21 protein-coding genes are annotated in these 17,371 nt (G+C 59.4%); 6 read left to right on the top strand and 15 right to left on the bottom strand.

The features are described from left to right. Positions 1–93: 93 nt before the first annotated feature. Positions 94–504 (top strand): low affinity iron permease family protein, encoded by a 411-nt coding sequence (locus ACA074_RS06790; RefSeq protein ID WP_187680130.1) that lies wholly within the window; start codon positions 94–96, stop codon positions 502–504. 46 nt (positions 505–550) lie between these two features. Here ACA074_RS06790 and ACA074_RS06785 read toward each other — a convergent pair whose 3' ends face one another. The 6 genes from ACA074_RS06785 to ACA074_RS06760 form a co-directional block, all read right to left on the bottom strand. Further along, positions 551–1,054, bottom strand: a complete 504-nt coding sequence (locus tag ACA074_RS06785) for a DUF4142 domain-containing protein (protein ID WP_497678667.1) — start codon at positions 1,052–1,054, stop codon at positions 551–553. A 75-nt stretch (positions 1,055–1,129) separates the two neighbouring features. Next, positions 1,130–1,288, bottom strand: a complete 159-nt coding sequence (locus ACA074_RS06780) for a KGG domain-containing protein (RefSeq protein ID WP_080762009.1) — start codon at positions 1,286–1,288, stop codon at positions 1,130–1,132. A 126-nt stretch (positions 1,289–1,414) separates the two neighbouring features. Next, a complete protein-coding gene (locus ACA074_RS06775) occupies positions 1,415–2,053 on the bottom strand; it encodes a LysE family translocator (protein ID WP_497616795.1) in 639 nt (212 codons plus the stop codon). A gap of 60 nt (positions 2,054–2,113) precedes the next feature. Further along, positions 2,114–2,530 carry a fosfomycin resistance glutathione transferase gene (gene fos, locus ACA074_RS06770; RefSeq protein WP_497678666.1) on the bottom strand — a complete coding sequence of 139 codons (417 nt, stop codon included), beginning with the start codon at positions 2,528–2,530 and terminating at the stop codon, positions 2,114–2,116. Positions 2,531–2,534: 4 nt separating this feature from the next. Further along, positions 2,535–3,251, bottom strand: a complete 717-nt coding sequence (locus tag ACA074_RS06765; protein WP_497616793.1) for a PA3715 family protein — start codon at positions 3,249–3,251, stop codon at positions 2,535–2,537. 37 nt (positions 3,252–3,288) lie between these two features. Further along, positions 3,289–4,008, bottom strand: coding sequence for a PA3715 family protein (locus ACA074_RS06760; RefSeq protein ID WP_497678665.1), 720 nt, complete (start codon positions 4,006–4,008; stop codon positions 3,289–3,291). Between the two features lie 177 nt (positions 4,009–4,185). Between ACA074_RS06760 and relB the strand changes: the two genes are divergently transcribed. Beyond that, entirely contained in the window at positions 4,186–4,425 is a 240-nt protein-coding gene (gene relB / locus ACA074_RS06755; RefSeq protein WP_401266189.1) for a type II toxin-antitoxin system RelB family antitoxin, read from the top strand. Continuing rightward, positions 4,415–4,699: a type II toxin-antitoxin system RelE/ParE family toxin gene (locus ACA074_RS06750; RefSeq protein ID WP_401266107.1), complete on the top strand. Its 285-nt coding sequence runs from the start codon at positions 4,415–4,417 to the stop codon at positions 4,697–4,699. Before relB ends, ACA074_RS06750 begins: the two co-directional genes overlap by 11 nt. 308 nt (positions 4,700–5,007) lie before the next feature. On the opposite strand, the gene yiaY is transcribed toward ACA074_RS06750, so the two are convergent. Continuing rightward, the gene (gene yiaY / locus ACA074_RS06745; protein WP_497678664.1) at positions 5,008–6,156 is read right to left on the bottom strand and encodes an L-threonine dehydrogenase; all 1,149 of its coding nucleotides are present in this window, start codon (positions 6,154–6,156) and stop codon (positions 5,008–5,010) included. A 155-nt stretch (positions 6,157–6,311) separates the two neighbouring features. Here yiaY and ACA074_RS06740 point away from each other — a divergent pair, with 155 nt between their 5' ends. Next, positions 6,312–7,331 carry a DUF4917 family protein gene (locus tag ACA074_RS06740; protein ID WP_497678663.1) on the top strand — a complete coding sequence of 340 codons (1,020 nt, stop codon included), beginning with the start codon at positions 6,312–6,314 and terminating at the stop codon, positions 7,329–7,331. A 102-nt stretch (positions 7,332–7,433) separates the two neighbouring features. Here ACA074_RS06740 and ACA074_RS06735 read toward each other — a convergent pair whose 3' ends face one another. From ACA074_RS06735 to ACA074_RS06725, 3 genes are all read right to left on the bottom strand, one after another. Then, the gene (locus ACA074_RS06735; RefSeq protein WP_401266114.1) at positions 7,434–7,778 is read right to left on the bottom strand and encodes a YegP family protein; all 345 of its coding nucleotides are present in this window, start codon (positions 7,776–7,778) and stop codon (positions 7,434–7,436) included. A gap of 165 nt (positions 7,779–7,943) precedes the next feature. Beyond that, on the bottom strand, positions 7,944–8,249 hold the full coding sequence (locus ACA074_RS06730) for a ribbon-helix-helix domain-containing protein (RefSeq protein ID WP_497678662.1): 306 nt from the start codon (positions 8,247–8,249) through the stop codon (positions 7,944–7,946). 13 nt (positions 8,250–8,262) lie between these two features. Then, positions 8,263–8,844 (bottom strand): DJ-1/PfpI family protein, encoded by a 582-nt coding sequence (locus ACA074_RS06725; RefSeq protein WP_187680117.1) that lies wholly within the window; start codon positions 8,842–8,844, stop codon positions 8,263–8,265. A gap of 210 nt (positions 8,845–9,054) precedes the next feature. On the opposite strand from ACA074_RS06725, the gene ACA074_RS06720 reads away from it, so the two are divergent. Further along, complete coding sequence (locus tag ACA074_RS06720) at positions 9,055–9,945, top strand: DMT family transporter (RefSeq protein WP_401266119.1); 891 nt, start codon at positions 9,055–9,057, stop codon at positions 9,943–9,945. A 3-nt stretch (positions 9,946–9,948) separates the two neighbouring features. On the opposite strand, the gene ACA074_RS06715 is transcribed toward ACA074_RS06720, so the two are convergent. From ACA074_RS06715 to ACA074_RS06700, 4 genes are all read right to left on the bottom strand, one after another. Further along, positions 9,949–11,166 carry a class I SAM-dependent methyltransferase gene (locus ACA074_RS06715; protein WP_497678661.1) on the bottom strand — a complete coding sequence of 406 codons (1,218 nt, stop codon included), beginning with the start codon at positions 11,164–11,166 and terminating at the stop codon, positions 9,949–9,951. Positions 11,167–11,514: 348 nt separating this feature from the next. Next, positions 11,515–12,132: a TPM domain-containing protein gene (locus ACA074_RS06710; protein ID WP_489878388.1), complete on the bottom strand. Its 618-nt coding sequence runs from the start codon at positions 12,130–12,132 to the stop codon at positions 11,515–11,517. A gap of 33 nt (positions 12,133–12,165) precedes the next feature. Next, a complete protein-coding gene (locus tag ACA074_RS06705; protein WP_497678660.1) occupies positions 12,166–12,906 on the bottom strand; it encodes a TPM domain-containing protein in 741 nt (246 codons plus the stop codon). Positions 12,907–12,919: 13 nt separating this feature from the next. Beyond that, a complete protein-coding gene (locus ACA074_RS06700) occupies positions 12,920–13,528 on the bottom strand; it encodes a LemA family protein (RefSeq protein ID WP_187681176.1) in 609 nt (202 codons plus the stop codon). 261 nt (positions 13,529–13,789) lie between these two features. Here ACA074_RS06700 and bglX point away from each other — a divergent pair, with 261 nt between their 5' ends. Continuing rightward, positions 13,790–16,081 carry a beta-glucosidase BglX gene (bglX, locus tag ACA074_RS06695; protein WP_497678659.1) on the top strand — a complete coding sequence of 764 codons (2,292 nt, stop codon included), beginning with the start codon at positions 13,790–13,792 and terminating at the stop codon, positions 16,079–16,081. Positions 16,082–16,212: 131 nt separating this feature from the next. Here the strand turns inward: bglX and ACA074_RS06690 are convergent, their stop codons facing one another. Beyond that, positions 16,213–17,370, bottom strand: coding sequence for a phospholipase D-like domain-containing protein (locus tag ACA074_RS06690; RefSeq protein ID WP_497678658.1), 1,158 nt, complete (start codon positions 17,368–17,370; stop codon positions 16,213–16,215). Between the last annotated feature and the right edge of the window lies 1 nt (position 17,371).

Raw genomic sequence — 17,371 nt, 5'->3', positions numbered from 1 at the left:
GTACTTCTATCGCTGAGGAAGCGGAAGTCATTAGAATTTTCACACCTCAGCAGAGGTCTGTATTTCAAGCGCTTACCAATAAGGAATACAGCCATGAAATTCGCCAAAATCTCGCAGAAACTCGCTCTCTGGGCCGGTAGCCCCTCGACCTTCATGGGGGCGTTGATCCTGATTGCGATATGGGGGATGAGCGGGCCGGTTTTTCAGTTCAACGACACCTGGCAACTGGTCATCAATACCTCAACGACGATCATCACGTTCCTGATGGTGTTCCTGATCCAGAACACGCAGAACCGTGACACCGACATCCTGCATCTGAAGATTGATGAGTTGCTACGGGTGACCAAAGAGGCGCAGAACGCGATGCTGGGCCTGGAGGCGCTGGATCTGAAGCAGCTGGAAGCGTTGCGCAAGCACTACCGGACGATGGGTGAGGGAGAGGTTTTCAATCTTGAGGGGTTGGGTGAGAAGAGCAAGCCGAAGCAGGATTTGAATGAGTGTTGAACAACAAAAACGGCGCCTTGGCGCCGTTTTTATTTGAAGTTTGAGATTAACGGCTGGCTTGCAGCGCCCGGGCCATTTGCAGATGGTTTTGCAGCTTGGGCAAGGTCTCATCGGCGAAGGCTTTAATCTCCGGCACGTCGGTGGTCTGCGCTTGCTGCTGAATCTGCTGAATGGCTTCTTCCGTGGCTTTGACCTGACTGGCGGCATAGGCCTGATCGAAGGTCGCGCCGTCTTTGACTTCTGGAATCATTTCCTTGGCCTTGTCGGCCATTTCGTCACGCGGCGCGACGGGCAGGTCGAGCTTCTTGGCGATTTTCGCCAAGTGCTGATTGGCCGTGGTGCGGTCGTTGATGACGACGATGGTGTAGTCCTTGACCTCTTTGGATTCGGACTTCTGGTGCGCCAGACGGCTGGCTTCGATGTCGGCCATGCCTTTGGCTGAAGCATCATTGATGAATTCGGCAGGCGACTGGGCAAAGGCGCTGCTGGCGAATAACCCTAAAACGGTGACAAAACTTAAACGACGTACGTGGGTGGCCATCCGGCTCATGGTCGCGCCCTCCTTCTTGCTGAATTCAAGCGGGAGCTTGCGCCCCCGCCTCTCAATCAAAACTACCTTCACCGACTACTTCGATTTCTGAGCAGGCTTGCGGCCCGTTTCTGTTTTCGCAGGCTCTTTATCGACCGTCGTTGTGGTGGTTTTCCCACCTTTGCGACCGGCTTCAGACGCCTTCGTTCGATCGTTGGCGAAGTTTCCCGAGTTCGAGTTTCTTGAGTTAGGCATGATTCTCTACCTCTTGGTATTGATCGCGGCGAGCAGGTGCCCGCCTAGATTGAGAATTTTCTGCCCGGCAAAGGTTTAGAAAAATTGCCGCCTGCGCGACGAACGGTGAAACCCGAACCGCGAAAATCAAGCCTTGTTCGGCAGCAATCCCGGCAGCGCATGCATCAGCGCATTGATGGCGAACCCGATGAACATCACGCCACACAACCGGGTGATGAGCAGTTCGTGCCGTTGATAGATCGTGCGTACCCGCTGCGCGCCGACCACGCCGATGAGAATCGCGTAGGCGATTAATCCGCCGAGGAAACTCAGGGCGATCAGCGCCGGCAGCATCGACCAGTTGAGCAGTTCGGCGCGGCTCGACAACAGCGCGGTAAAGGTCGCCACCGCGACCGGGTAGGCCTTCGGATTGGTCAGCCCGAACAGGATGCCGTGCCAGAACGGATTGCGCGCTGCGCCCTGCGGTTCATCATCGCTGCGACGCTGCGCACGCACGGCACGCCAGCCGAGCCAGAACAGGTACAGGCCGCTGAGCACGCCGAGCACGTCGAACGCCGTGCTGCCGATTTCCCGTGCGCCAACAATCGCGATCAACGCGGTGCTGCACCAGACCACATCGCCGAGCAGATGCCCGCAAAGAAACCCCGCACCGGCCCGTCGCCCATGCGCTGCGCCAATGCCGAACACCGCCAGCACGCCCGGCCCGGGAGTGATGCCGTAAATGAAACCCGAGGCCAGCACGGCCATTAGCAACGATGGAGTCATGGAAAACCTGCAAGCGCCAGAATACGTGGCAGCCAGTCTATATCAGCCGATTGAGCGAGTTCACGGCTCGTCGTAAAAACGCATGCCGGCATACGGTTTCAGCCGACACGCCGCCAGCCGCGAGGCGAGATCGCCGACGTGGGCTTCGAGCTTGTGGCCGTCGGGATCAAGGAAGTAGAACGACGCACCTTCGCTGCGGTTGTCCCGCCATTCCCGCACGCTGGCCGCTTTTAGCTGTTCGACGAACAGCGGGAAATCCGCCTCACCGAGGCTGAAGGCGTAATGGGTGTAGTCGGCGCACGGCTCGGCCGTGCGCTGCGAATCGAACGACAGGCACAACCACAGACCCGGCAACGACAGATAGGCGCCAGCGTCCCACGTGGCTTCGACGCGCAGACCCAACACATCGCGATAGAACCCGAGGCTGCGGTTGAGATCGCTGACGGCGAGGGTCAGGTGGTTGAGGCCGGTGAGCATCGGATCAGTAGCCTCGCAGGTCTTCGGGGACGGTGTATTGCTGGCCGTCGTAGGTCAGGGTGATTTGGGTCTTTTTCAGCACGGTATCTTTCGAAACGCACTGTTTTCCCGACTGGGTGTTTTTCATCTTGCTGCCGCTGGTGGTGATGATCAAATCGGCGAAACCGTTGTGACTCGTGGTGCCGATGTCGACTGTCCGGCGAATTTTCTTCATGTAGCCTTCGCAGTCATTCATGAACTCACCGTTGTTCTTGTAGATCACCAACCCTTCCAGCACCGGGCGCAGCTTATCGCCTTCGCGAACATACAGCGCCAGATCGGTTTTCTCGTAGGGAATGGCGTGGGAACTGTGGGTGAACTTCGAACGCAGGCCAAAAGCCCGCACGTCCGACGCCAGTCGGTAGCGGCCCGTGTCGACGCGAAGATCGTCAAACCGCACGGCATCGGAGTTGTAGGCGCCCGGTTTACGGTAACTGGCGATGGGGTTGGCGTTGCTGGCATTGACGAGCGCCAGATCCAGATCGAACACCCCGGCCTCGTCGTCGCCGGGGTCGGCCAGGTACGTGGATTTGACCGCAATCGCCTGCGCCGGGAAGGCTGGCCAGACGATGCAGCGTGACAGTGATTGGCCGTCGAAGGTCTTGGTGGTGCAGGCGGCCTGGGCCTGGGCAGCGATGGCCAGAAAACCGAGGGCGATAAGGAGTCTGGTTGGGCTGAGCATGGTTCTTCCTTGATATAAGTCGTGTTTGGCAGATCAGTCAGAGACCTTTGAAACCGGGTGGCAAAACGTAAGTTTTTCCGTCGTAGTGCAAGGTTGTCAAAACCGGTTGGTAGACGTTGGATTTATCATCACAAGCGTCCGCATCCCCCACACTTGTCGTGTCTGTTTGCTGGGTTTTAACGATCAAGTCTGCGTAACCGTGGGAGCTTGTTTTAGCAATTTCGACGGTTCTTGAAATCTCGAAACGCTCGCCAGCGCAGTTGTCATCCCACTCGCCGCCGTACTCATAAACCAACAACTGACGCAGGACAGGACGCAACTTTTCGCCCTCCTTCACGTAGAGCGTCAGTTGGCTTTCATCTCTGGGATTGAGACGCGAACCGTTAGTGAGACGTGCGCGTACTCCAAAGGCTCGAAGGTCGGGGGTGAGTTTGTAGCGCGCAGTGTCGAGTGTCATTTCTTGCAAGTGGACGCCATCCATTACGAAGGCAGCGGCCTGCTGATAAGCGGCAACCGGATTCGGTTGACCATCCTTCAGAACAGACAAGTCCAGATCATGAGCACCGAGCGCGTCAGCGGTGCCACGCACAAACCGCGTCTTGGCGCTGAGGGTCAGCCCTGGGTAAGCCGGCCAGTCCTTGCAGACAGACACATCCTCCGCAGTTACCGTCGCCGGCGTGCACTCGGCAAACACCTGCCCCGCCATCAACCCTGCGCACAGCGCCACACACCCGATCAATCCAGACTTCACTGTCACGTCCCGCTCCTTGATGACTTTTCAGCCGCGCACTATCCCCTTCTCAACAAACTGTTTCAACCGAGCAAATGCTAAATGGCCATCACTCTCAGCGGTTCAGATAGACAAATGGAGCTAGCCGTTGCTACGCACGACACTGTAGTGTTGTGTAATACAAACCACTACATCGAGTTCGCCATGTCCGTCATGTCTCTACGTATCCCCGATGAAATTGCAGACACCCTCGCCAACCTCGCCAAAGCCACTGGCCGTAGCAAGTCTTACCTGGCAGTGGATGCATTGCGCGAATACCTGACGCGCGAAGCTTGGCAGATAGAAGAAATTCAACAAGCGCTGAAGGAAGCCGACGCCGGTGATTTCGCTTCTGCTGATGAAGTCAGGGCCATCGCCGAAAAATGGGATGCCAATGCGCGTTGAGTGGCTGAAAACTGCATTAAAGAATCTCGATGACGAAGCTTCCTACATTGCGATTGAAAATCCGAAGGCTGCCTCAGAGTTTGTTCAGGCCATTCTTGCCAGCGTTGATCACCTCGCCCGGTTTCCTGCCTCTGGACGAAAGGGGCGCTTAGCCGGAACACGAGAATGGGCTCTTCCTGATCGCCCCTATTTGATTCCGTACAGGGTGCGTCAGGGCTGTTTACAGGTTTTGCGTGTCTTCCATACCCGTCGACTCCCACCCAGCAAGTGGTAGAACGCGTTCATGCGCCGCTGATCAATGTCCCGCAGGCCCTGCCGACGACACCGTCAGAATCAGGTCCGTGCCGCTGGTGAAGGTGGTGTTGATTGAGTGGGGTGTTTGGGAGAAATGTGGCGGTTGTCGGGTGATGTGAGAACTCGGGGGATTTGTAGTGCCTGGAAGCCAGTTTTCGCGGGCAAGCCCGCTCCCACAGGGAGCGGCATTGGACACAGCATTTGTATGTCACCGCGGACACTGTGGGAGCGGGCTTGCCCGCGAAAGGGCCGGCCCGGTCATCGAAATCTTTCCGGCAAACGCTGCTCTCAAAACGCGTTGCGGAAAATCTCTTCGATCTGCCGCTGATCCGCCACACGCGGGTTGGTCAGACCGCAGGCGTCTTTGAGGGCATTGGCGGCGAGCATCGGGATATCGGTGAGTTTGGCGCCGAGCTCACGTAAACCGCCGGGAATCTCGACATCTTTGGCCAGGCTACGGATCGCGTTGATCGCCGCTTGGGCGCCCTCTTCCGGACTGAAACCATGAACATCTGCGCCCATCGCGTGGGCCACATCGGTCAGGCGATCGGCACACACCAACGCATTGAACGTCTGCACATGTGGCAGCAATACGGCGTTGCATACGCCGTGGGGCAAGTCGTAGAACCCGCCCAACTGATGCGCCATCGCATGCACATAACCGAGGGACGCATTGTTGAACGCCATGCCGGCAAGGAACTGCGCGTAGGCCATGTTCTCCCGCGCCGCGAGGTCGCTGCCGTCGCGCACAGCCAGGCGAAGGTTGCTGCTGATCAGGGTCATGGCCTTCAGCGCACAGGCGTCGGTGATCGGGTTGGCGGCAGTCGACACATAGGCTTCGATGGCGTGGGTCAGTGCGTCCATGCCGGTGGCGGCGGTCAGGCTTTTCGGCATGGCGACCATCAGTGCCGGGTCGTTGACCGACAACAGCGGCGTAACGTTACGGTCGACGATGGCCATTTTTACGTGGCGCGATTCATCGGTGATGATGCAGAACCGGGTCATCTCGCTGGCGGTGCCGGCGGTGGTGTTGATCGCGATCAGCGGCAGTTGCGGCTTGGTTGATTGATCGACGCCTTCGTAATCCCGAATCTGCCCGCCGTTGGTCGCGCACAGCGCAATACCCTTGGCGCAGTCATGGGGCGAACCGCCGCCCAGCGACACCACGAAATCACAGCGACTTTCCTTGAGCAGCCCCAGGCCGGACTCGACGTTGGCGATGCTCGGGTTCGGTTTGGCGCCATCGAAGATCACCGAGTCGATGTCCTGCATGGCCAGTTTCTCGGCGACCATGGTCGCCACGCCGGCCTTGGCCAGCCCCGCATCGGTGACGATCAGTGCCTTGCGAAAGCCGTAGTTGCGGATCGCGACCATCGCTTCGTCGAGGCAACCGCTGCCCATGATGTTGACCGCCGGAATGAAAAAGGTGCTGCTCATCGTGTCTCTCCTGACTGGGGCCAAATCGACAGCTGCGATCCGACGGGTACACACAGCATCGACCGATCGGTCATGGCGTATGTTGATCTGGCTCAATGCCCGCTCGTGATAAAGTCGCCGCCCATCAGCCCCTATGTTTTGAGATGTGCCAAGCAATGAGCGATTTTCTGGATGTCGACGCCACCCTCGAAGACTGGAGCAGCCTGCGCGCCGCGACCGATTTCAAGGGTTTGCTGGTGGGGAACGGCGCCAGCCGCGCGGTGTGGGACGACTTCGGTTATGACTCGCTGTTCGAAAACGCCCGTACCGTGGAAGACAAACCCCTGAGCCCATCGGAACTGGCGGTGTTCGACGCGATGCAGACGCGCAGCTTCGAACAAGTGCTCGGCGCACTGAAAACCACCAGCCGGGTCAACAAGGCACTGGCCGTCAGCTCGGCAGCGCCGCGCAATCGCTACTACGCAATCAAGGAAGCGCTGATCAACAGCGTGCACGCCATCCATATTCCGTGGCGACTGGTGCAGGCCTCGACGCTGGCGAGGCTCAATGAAGAACTGGCGCGCTATCGCACGGTGTTCACCACCAATTACGACTTGCTCAACTACTGGGCGCTCCAGCACCGCAGCGAAGCCATCGACGATCTGTTCAATGGCCCGAATGCGAGTTTCGACCTGAGCGAAAGCGCCACGAAAAAACCGCGTTTACTGTACCTGCACGGCGGTCTGCATCTGGTGCGCAATCAGGATGGCACCGCGCGCAAACTGACCTCGACCGAAGGCACGCTGCTCGGCAGCTTCGCGATCAACAACACGCTGAAGACGCTGGACGACGTGCCGCTGTTCATCAACGAAGGGCCGAGTGCCGAGAAACTCAGAACCATTCGCAGCTCGGATTATCTGTCGTTCTGTTACGAGCAGTTATTGGGCCATGGCGACAGTTTATGCATCTTCGGCCATGCCTTGGCCGAGCAGGACAGCCACATCGTGCGGGCCTTGCGCCTGGCGAAACCGAAGGTGGTGGCGATCTCGATTTATCCGCGCAGTGCGGCGTTCATTCAGCATCAGAAGCGGCATTACGCGAAGGTGTTTGAAGGGACTGGGGTGGCGTTGCGGTTTTTTGATGCGAAGACGCATGCGTTGGGGAATCCGAAGTTGTCGGTGCCGGTCGAGGTTTAGCGGCGAGGCTTCTGACGTCATCGCCAGCCGGCTAGCCCACACAGGGGAATGTATTCCGATGTGGGAGCTAGCCGGCTCGCACAGTTTGGTTTTCAGTGTTTTCTAGAGAACCGGCAGGGTCTTGTCCTTGATGGTTTTGGTCGAACCGTTGGCCTTCACGCTGGCAATGCCTTTGTCGCACGCTGCATCCGAGGAATACGCTTCGCTGCTGCCGATGATCTGGTGATTGGCGGCTTTGAGATTGAAATAGGGATGACCGTCCTTGGTGGTTTTCTTCTCGTAACGCTCATCCAGCGGGCTGTTGGTCTGCACCGAGGCGATGCCGCCGTCGGCTGCCGCGCGAGTGGTGTAGAGCTCACTGGTGAGAATGGTTTCGGCGTTGGCCGCTTTCAGCACAAACCTGAACTGGCCGTTGCTGCTTTTACTGACTTCGTACCATCCGGACATGCTCATTTCTCCTTGGCGATTAAGAGGTTTCGCGCCTCAGAGTAAAGACCAGTCCAGAACATCTGTCGCCTGAGCCGCCCCCTTCGCGAGCAAGCTCGCTCCCACATTGGAATGCATTTCCCTGTGGGAGCCAGCCTGCTGGCGATGGCGTCTGTCCGGTCTCGGCTATTTCACCACCGTCCGCACCACCGACAACTCAGGCGCAGCACTACGCCGCTGCGAAAGATACCGCGTACAACTTACCCGCAGGAACGACGCAAAGTTCACCACTTCCCCGCGATAATCCATCACCTCTTCATACAGCTTGGCGATCAGTTGATTGGTGGTCATGCCATCGACTTCGGCGATTTCGCTGAGGATGTCCCAAAACTGGTTTTCCAGGCGCAACGTCGTCACCACCCCGCAGATGCGCAGCGAACGCGAGCGCGATTCGTAGAGAATCGGGTCAGCCTTGACGTAGAGCTCGCACATGGGCGAATCCTCGTTACAGGGTGATTTTGGTGCCGAGCAAACCGAGGAAACCGGCCAGCCAGTTCGGATGCGCCGGCCATGCCGGGGCGGTGACCAGATTGCCTTGAACGTGGCCGTCGGTCACGGGAATGTCGATGTACGTGCCGCCCGCCAGTCGGACTTCCGGCGCGCAGGCCGGGTAGGCGCTGCATTCGCGCCCTTCGAGAACCCCCGCCGCCGCCAGCAACTGCGCGCCGTGACACACCGCTGCGATCGGCTTGCCAGCCTTGTCGAAGGCGCGTACCAGTTCGAGGACTTTTTCATTCAGTCGCAGGTATTCCGGCGCACGACCACCCGGAATTACCAGTGCGTCGTAATCCGCCTCGCGGACCTTGGCGAAATCAAAATTGAGGGCAAACAGGTGACCCGGTTTTTCGCTGTAGGTCTGGTCGCCTTCAAAGTCGTGGATGGCGGTGCGCACGGTTTTGCCGGCGGCCTTGTCCGGGCATACCGCGTGGACGGTGTGGCCGACCATTTGCAGGGCCTGGAACGGCACCATCACTTCATAGTCTTCGACGTAATCGCCGACCAGCATCAGGATTTTTTTCGCGGCCATGGGGCGGACTCCTCTGGGGAACGGGCTTGCGGGAGTGTTCAAGGTAGACCTTATCGATCGGGGTGGGTAACAACCGGCTACTACCTGATAAGCCGCGAAGAGGTCGTCAAACTGTACGGATAAGTCTGTGCCTAGCTGTAACAGCCAGAAGACCACGGTTTATGGCTTGATGAAGGCAATCCCCTGCCACCTTCGATTCTGGTTCTCATCATGTCTTCGCGCGAAAACACCGGCATGGCCCTCGGCCTGCTCGGGGTTGTGATTTTCAGCCTTACCCTGCCCTTCACCCGCATCGTCGTGCAGGAACTGCATCCCTTGCTCAACGGCTTAGGCCGCGCCTTGTTCGCGGCGATTCCGGCAGCGTTACTGTTGTTATGGCGACGGGAGAAGTGGCCGACGTGGGCACAGGTCAAAGGCCTTAGCATGGTGATCGCCGGGGTGATTCTCGGTTTCCCGGTGTTGTCGGCCTGGGCCATGCAGACGTTGCCGGCGTCCCACGGTGCGCTGGTCAACGGATTGCAGCCGTTGTGCGTGGCGCTTTATGCCGCTTGGTTGTCCCACGAACGGCCGTCAAAAGCCTTCTGGGCCTGCGCCGCGCTGGGCAGTGCGCTGGTGCTTGGTTATGCGTTGTTTACCGGGGCCGGCAGCATTCAGGCCGGGGATTTATTGATGCTCGGCGCGATTGCCGTGGGAGGTCTGGGCTACGCCGAGGGCGGCCGGTTGGCCAAGGAGATGGGCGGCTGGCAGGTGATCTGTTGGGCGCTGGTGCTGTCGACGCCGCTGTTGATCGGCCCGGTGCTGTATTTGGCGCTGCAACATCAGGGCGCGGTGTCAGCCAAGGCATGGTGGGCGTTTGGGTATGTGGCGCTGTTTTCGCAGTTTCTCGGCTTCTTCGCCTGGTACGCCGGGCTGGCCATGGGTGGCATTGCCCGGGTCAGTCAGATCCAGTTGCTGCAGATCTTCTTCACCATCGCGTTTTCGGCGCTGTTCTTTGGTGAACATGTGGAGCCGATCACCTGGGTGTTTGCTTGCGGGGTGATTGCGACCGTCATGCTCGGTCGCAAGACCGCTGTGCAGCCAGCAAAGGCTGCCACTGCGTGATATTCAGCTCAGATAACCATCCGCGCGCAGCAAGGTTTCCAGACAGTGCTCGCTGATGTTGTAGAACGCCTTCAATTCCTCAATCTTCACCAACAGCTGAGCCGGGTCTACCGGCTCGGCGCGTTTCACCGCCAGAATCATCTTGTTCTTGTTGGTGTGGTCCAGTGAAATGAACTCGAACACCTTGGTCTCGTAACCACAGGCCTCGAGGAACAGCGCACGCAAGCTGTCGGTGACCATTTCCGCCTGCTGGCCGAGGTGCAGACCGTATTGCAGCATCGGCTTGAGCAGCGCCGGGCTCTGGATTTGCAGGCGGATCTGTTTGTGGCAGCACGGCGAGCACATGATGATCGACGCGCCCGAACGAATGCCGGTGTGGATCGCGTAATCGGTGGCAATGTCGCAGGCATGCAGGGCGATCATCACGTCCAGCTCGCTCGGCGCCACGCTGCGCACGTCACCGCACTTGAACACCAGCCCCGGATGATCCAGCTTCGCCGCCGCAGCGTTGCACAGGTTGACCATCTCTTCGCGCAATTCGACGCCGGTGACTTCACCCTCGGCCTTCAAGGTGTTGCGCAGGTAATCGTGAATCGCGAAGGTCAGATAACCCTTGCCCGAACCGAAATCTGCGACCCGCACCGGCTTGTCCAGCGCCAGCGGGGACGAGGTCAGGGCATGGCTGAAGACTTCGATGAACTTGTTGATCTGCTTCCACTTGCGCGACATCGCCGGGATCAGCTCTTGTTGCGCATTGGTCACGCCCAGATCCTTGAGGAACGGTCGGCTCAACTCCAGAAAGCGGTTTTTTTCGCGGTTGTGTTCGGCGGACGGCGCTTCGCGCAGTTGCTGGGGTTTGCTCTTGAACAGCGAACTCTTGCCTTTTTTGCTGTATTCGAGCTGTGCTTCATCAGTCACGGCCAGCAAATGCGCATTTTTGAACGAGGCCGGCAACACCTCGGCAATCATCGCCACGCCTTCGGCCAATGGCAGGTTCTTGGTGATGTCGCGGGTCTTGTAGCGATAGACGAAGGACAGGTTTGGCTGCGCCTTGACCGTCACCGGTTTGATGATGACCCGCTGCAGATCCGTTTCTTCACCGACGTATTTGGCCAGCACCAGTTTGATGAAACCGTTCTCCTCGAGGCTGGTTTGCAGCAGCTCGATGAACTGGGCGTGGTGATCTGGCGCCGATTTGGCGGATGGGGCGGTAACGGACATGAACAAGCGGCCTCGGGGGCGAATCGGGAATGGCGGGTATTTTAGGGGGCATAGGGGTTGGGGACACGCTCTTATTTACCGAACGGTTTTAAATGAGGCCCTCACCCTAGCCCTCTCCCAGAGGTAGAGGGGACCGATTGGGGGATATTTGAGAAATTTACCGACTTGAAAGACTGGCGCTGAATCCATGATCGACCCGATTCTTGCTTGGCAGTGAATCCATCATAGACCCGGTTTTTCCTCGGATCTGAATCCATAATCGACGCGATCATTCAGGTCGATGGATAGCGACGGACACCTCGGTCGGCCCCCTCTCCCTCTGGGAGAGGGCTGGGGTGAGGGTTTTCCTCATGCCAACACCACCAACCGATTCGGCAACTCATTGCGCACCTGCGTCACCGGCACATGCACCTTCAACAGCTCCCCACACGCCTCGACGCACTGCACAAACCCCTCAAGTGTGCGCCCCTGCCGCACTTGTTCGGTAAACGCCGCGACAATCGCATCCCAGTTTTTATTGTCCAGCCGACTGGAGATCCCCTCGTCCACCAGAATCTCCACGTAGCGTTCGGCCTCGCAGACAAAAATCAGCATGCCGGTGCTGCCCACCGTGTGATGCAGGTTTTGCTCAAGAAACTGCCGCCGCGCCAGATTCGAGGCGCGCCAGTGCCGCACGCGGCGCGGCACCAGGTGGGTGGTGATTTTCGGCAGACGAAACAGCAGGCACAGCACAATGAACAAGCCCCATTGCACCAACAGCAAACTGCGCAAGGTCAGCCAGCCGGTCAGGTAATGCACGACGCCCGGCACCACCAGCGCCAGCAAACTGGCCCACAGCAACGGGATGTACGCGTAATCGTCGGCGCGGGCGGCCAGCACTGTCACCAGTTCGGCGTCGGTGTCGCGCTCGACCCGGGCGATTGCCTCGGCGACTTTGCGTTGTTCGTGTTCAGTCAGTAATGCCATGTCAAAGAGTGCCTGCTCATTATTGTTGTGTGCTCACCAGCCGCCGGACGAACCACCGCCGCCGAAACTGCCCCCACCTCCACCGCCGCCGCCAAATCCACCACCACCGCCGAAGCCGCCGCCCGATCCACCGGAGCCGCCACGGCCGGCGGGAAGGATACCGAGCATCTGGCAGACAAACACCGTCAGGATGAACAACATCACCAGAAACACGAACAAGGCCGGGTGCCGGGAAACGAAATCGCTCTGCGGATCACCGCTCGATTCATACACCGTCGACGGCTCGTCCAGCGGATTGCCGCCCAACACCACCAGCATCGCCGCCACGCCGTCGCTGATGCCCTTACTGAAGTTGCCCGCCTTGAACGAGGGGGTGATGACTTGATGAATGATCACCGAAGTTTGCGCATCGGTCAGCCGATCCTCCAGGCCATAACCGACTTCGATGCGCAGTTTGCGCTCGTCCCGGGCGACGATCAGCAGCGCGCCATTGTTTTTGTCCTTTTGACCGATGCCCCAGTGTCGGCCCAGTTGTACGCCAAAATCCTCGATGGTGGTGCCCTGCAGATCCGGCAGCGTGACCACGACCAATTGCTCGCCCGTCGCCTGTTCGTGAGCCTGCAACTGTTGGCTCAGTTGCGCACGCACCGAGGGCTCGAGCATCTGCGCCTCGTCCACCACCCGCCCACTCAGCGCCGGGAATGTCAACTCGGCCCGGGCGCTGACGGCGAACAGCCACAGCATCAGCACCAGGCCCATCTTCAACACACGCATGGATAACCTCGGATCAGAACTTCACTTCCGGGGCCTTTTCCGCGCCGGGCGTAGTGGCTTCGAAGGTCTCGCGGATCGACAAGTCGCTGTACATCACGCTGTGCCAGAGGCGACCGGGGAAGGTGCGGATCTCGGTGTTGTATTTCTGCACCGCCAGAATGAAATCGCGTCGCGCCACGGCAATACGGTTTTCCGTGCCTTCAAGCTGCGATTGCAGGGCGAGGAAGTTCTGGTTGGCCTTCAGGTCCGGATAACGCTCGGAGACCACCATCAAGCGACTCAACGCGCCGCTCAACTGATCCTGCGCCTGCTGGTACTGCTTGAGCTTCTCGGGATTGTCGAGGGTGCTGGCATCGACCTGGATCGACGTGGCCTTGGCCCGGGCCTCAATCACCGCGGTCAGGGTTTCCTTTTCGTGGGCGGCATAGCCCTTCACCGTTTCCACCAGATTGGGAATCAGGTCGGCGCGGCGCTGGTACTGGTTCTGCACCTGGCCCCACGCAGCCTTGGCCTGCTCGTCGAGGGTCGGGATGTTGTTGATGCCGCACGCGGTCAGCAACATCGCCAGCACCAGTAACGAGGCGACCTGCAAGCGTGAGCGAGTGGTAGGACTTACATTCATGGCAGTGATGCTCCCTGGCACATTTCATTTTAAAAACCGCCCGCGAAACACTCGGGGCCGGCTCTTGGGGCATAATCGGCCGCGCTACTGGATTGCTACGGGCCGATGGGCTAAAAAGAGGCCCTGCGCAGACGCGGCCAACTGTCCGCTGTCGTTTTTTGGCTCTGCGTTTTTGCGCCTGCACCCGAACAACAATAGTCGCTCCCTAAATTTTGGCTGGCCGGCATTGCATTGCCGTTTGCGCCCTTGAGAAAAACATTCATGAAGAAGCTGTGTTTGCTGGGCCTGTTCGTCAGCCTGGCCAGTCATCAAGTATTGGCCGCTGAGACCCCGGTACCCCTGGAAAACAAGGACGCCTTCATCAGCAACCTGATGAAGCAAATGACCCTCGACGAGAAGATCGGCCAGTTGCGCCTGATCAGCATCGGCCCGGAAATGCCGCGCGAGTTGATCCGCAAGGAAATCGCCGCCGGCAACATCGGTGGCACGTTCAACTCGATCACCCGCCCGGAAAACCGTCCGATGCAGGACGCCGCCATGCGCAGCCGCCTGAAGATTCCGATGTTTTTCGCGTACGACGTGATCCACGGTCACCGTACGATATTCCCGATTCCACTGGCCCTCGCTTCGAGCTGGGACATGGACGCCATCGGCCAGTCCGGCCGCGTTGCGGCCAAAGAAGCCGCCGCCGACAGCCTCGACATCACCTTCGCGCCGATGGTCGACATCTCCCGCGACCCGCGCTGGGGCCGCAGCTCTGAAGGCTTCGGTGAAGACACCTACCTGACTTCGCGCATCGCCAGAGTCATGGTCAAGGCCTATCAGGGCGAAACCCCGAGCGCGGCCGACAGCATCATGGCCAGCGTCAAGCACTTCGCCCTGTACGGCGCGGTCGAGGGCGGTCGCGACTACAACACCGTGGACATGAGCCCGGTGAAGATGTACCAGGACTACCTGCCACCCTACCGCGCGGCGATCGACGCCGGCGCGGGCGGTGTGATGGTGGCGTTGAACTCGATCAACGGTATCCCGGCCACCGCCGACACTTGGCTGATGAACGATTTGCTGCGCAGGGACTGGGGCTTCAAGGGCCTTGCGGTCAGCGACCACGGCGCGATCTTCGAGCTGATCAAGCACGGCGTTGCCCGCGACGGTCGGGAAGCGGCGAAGCTGGCGATCAAGGCCGGCATCGACATGAGCATGAACGACACCCTGTACGGCAAAGAGCTGCCGGGGCTGCTCAAGTCCGGCGAGATCGAACAGAAACACATCGACAACGCCGTGCGCGAAGTCCTCGCGGCCAAGTACGACATGGGCCTGTTCAAGGACCCGTACCTGCGCATCGGCAAGGCTGAAGACGATCCGGCCGACACCTACGCCGAAAACCGTCTGCACCGCGCCGATGCCCGTGAAGTGGCACGCCGCAGCATGGTGCTGCTGAAGAACCAGAACGAAACCCTGCCGCTGAAGAAAACCGCGAAAGTCGCACTGGTCGGTCCGTTGGCCAAAGCGCCAATCGACATGATGGGCAGTTGGGCCGCCGCCGGCCGTCCGGCGCAATCGGTGACGCTGTTCGATGGCATGAGCGCAGTGATCGGCGACAAGTCGAATCTGATCTACGCCCGTGGCGCCAACATCACCGGCGACAAGAAGGTGCTCGACTACCTGAACTTCCTCAACTTCGATGCGCCGGAAGTGGTGGATGATCCGCGTCCGGCCAACGTGCTGATCGACGAAGCGGTGAAAGCCGCCAAGGACGCTGACGTGATCGTTGCAGCGGTGGGCGAGTCCCGTGGCATGTCCCACGAGTCCTCCAGCCGTACCGACCTGAACATCCCGGAAACACAGCGCGAGTTGATCCGCGCCCTGAAGGCGACCGGCAAACCGCTGGTGCTGGTGTTGATGAACGGCCGTCCGCTGACCATTCTCGAAGAGAACCAGTCGGCCGACGCGATTCTGGAAACCTGGTTCAGCGGCACCGAGGGCGGCAACGCCATCGCTGACGTGCTGTTCGGCGACTACAACCCGTCGGGCAAACTGCCGGTGACCTTCCCGCGCTCCGTGGGCCAGATTCCGACCTACTACAACCACCTGAGCATTGGCCGGCCATTCACGCCGGGCAAACCGGGCAACTACACCTCGCAGTATTTCGATGACACCACAGGTCCCCTGTTCCCGTTCGGCTATGGCCTGAGCTACACCGATTTCAGCCTGAACGACATGGCGCTGTCGTCGACCACCCTGAACACCACCGGCAAGCTCGACGCCAGTGTCATGGTGAAGAACACCGGCAAACGTGACGGCGAAACCGTGGTGCAGTTGTACATTCAGGACGTCACCGGCTCGATGATTCGCCCGGTGAAGGAACTGAAGAACTTCCAGAAAATCATGCTCAAGGCCGGCGAACAGAAAGTCGTGCACTTCACCATCACCGAGGATGACCTGAAGTTCTACAACGCCCAGCTCAAATACGCGGCAGAGCCTGGCAAGTTCAACGTGCAGATCGGTCTGGACTCGCAGGATGTGAAGCAGCAGAGTTTCGAACTGCTGTAATCATCAGAACACCGCAATAACTTGTGGGAGCGAGCCTGCTCGCGAAAGCGGTCATTCAGATAAAACAATGCTGACTGACATACCGACTTCGCGAGCAGGCTCGCTCCCACAGTGGTTTTTGGGCATGGCTGCTAGCCGCGTCTATCGAGGATGTTGACCACCAACCGATCCACCCACCCCCAAACCCGCTGCTTGACCCGCCGCCACAACGGCCGCTTTCGCCACTCCTCCAGACTCACCCGCTGGCTCAAACCGAAGTCTTTCTCGAAACTCGCCACCACCGCTGCCGTCAACGACGGGTCCAGCGCTTCAAGGTTCGCCTCCAGATTGAAACGCAGATTCCAGTGATCGAAGTTGCACGAACCGATGCTCACCCAGTCATCCACCAGCACCATTTTCAGGTGCAGGAAACACGGCTGGTATTCGAAGATCTGCACCCCGGCCTTGAGCAGGCGCGGGTAGTAGCGGTGCCCGGCGTAGCGCACAGACGGGTGATCGGTGCGCGGCCCGGTCAACAGCAGCCGCACGTCGACACCGCGAGCGGCGGCTTTGCGCAGGGAGCGGCGGATATTCCAGGTGGGCAGGAAGTACGGCGTGGCCATCCAGATGCGTTTCTGCCCACTGTTCAAGGCACGAAACAGTGATTGCAGAATGTCGCGGTGCTGGCGGGCATCGGCGTAAGCCACGCGCCCCATGCCCTCGCCCATGTCCGGCACTTTGGGCAAGCGTGGCAGGCCGACATGCTCCGACGGTTTCCACGCTCGGCGATGGCGGTTGGCGATCCATTGGCGGTCGAACAGCACCTGCCAGTCGAGCACCAGCGGGCCGGTGATTTCCACCATCACTTCGTGCCATTCGCTGGTCTCTTTTTCAGGCGTCCAGAACTCATCGGTGACCCCGGTGCCGCCGACCACGGCAAGACGCTGATCGACCAGCAGCAATTTGCGGTGATCACGATAGAAGTTGCCGAGCCAGCGCCGCCAGTGCAGGCGATTGTAGAAACGCAATTCAACCCCGGCGTGAGTCAGACGCTGACGCAGGTTGAGGGTGAACGCGAGGCTGCCGTAATCATCAAACAGGCAACGCACCCGCACGCCACGTTCGGCCGCTTGCACCAGCGCTTGCACCACGGCTTCGGCACAGGCGCCCGCCTCGACCAGGTACAACTCCAGTTCGACTTGCTCTTCGGCGCGGGCAATCTCCACCAGCATGCGCGGGAAAAATTGCGGGCCGTCGATCAACAGCTCGAAGCGATTGCCGTCACGCCAGGGAAAGATCGCACCGCGCATG

It is taken from the genome of Pseudomonas sp. LBUM1655 (assembly GCF_059716085.1).
This window is presented reverse-complemented; position numbering and strand designations above follow the sequence as displayed.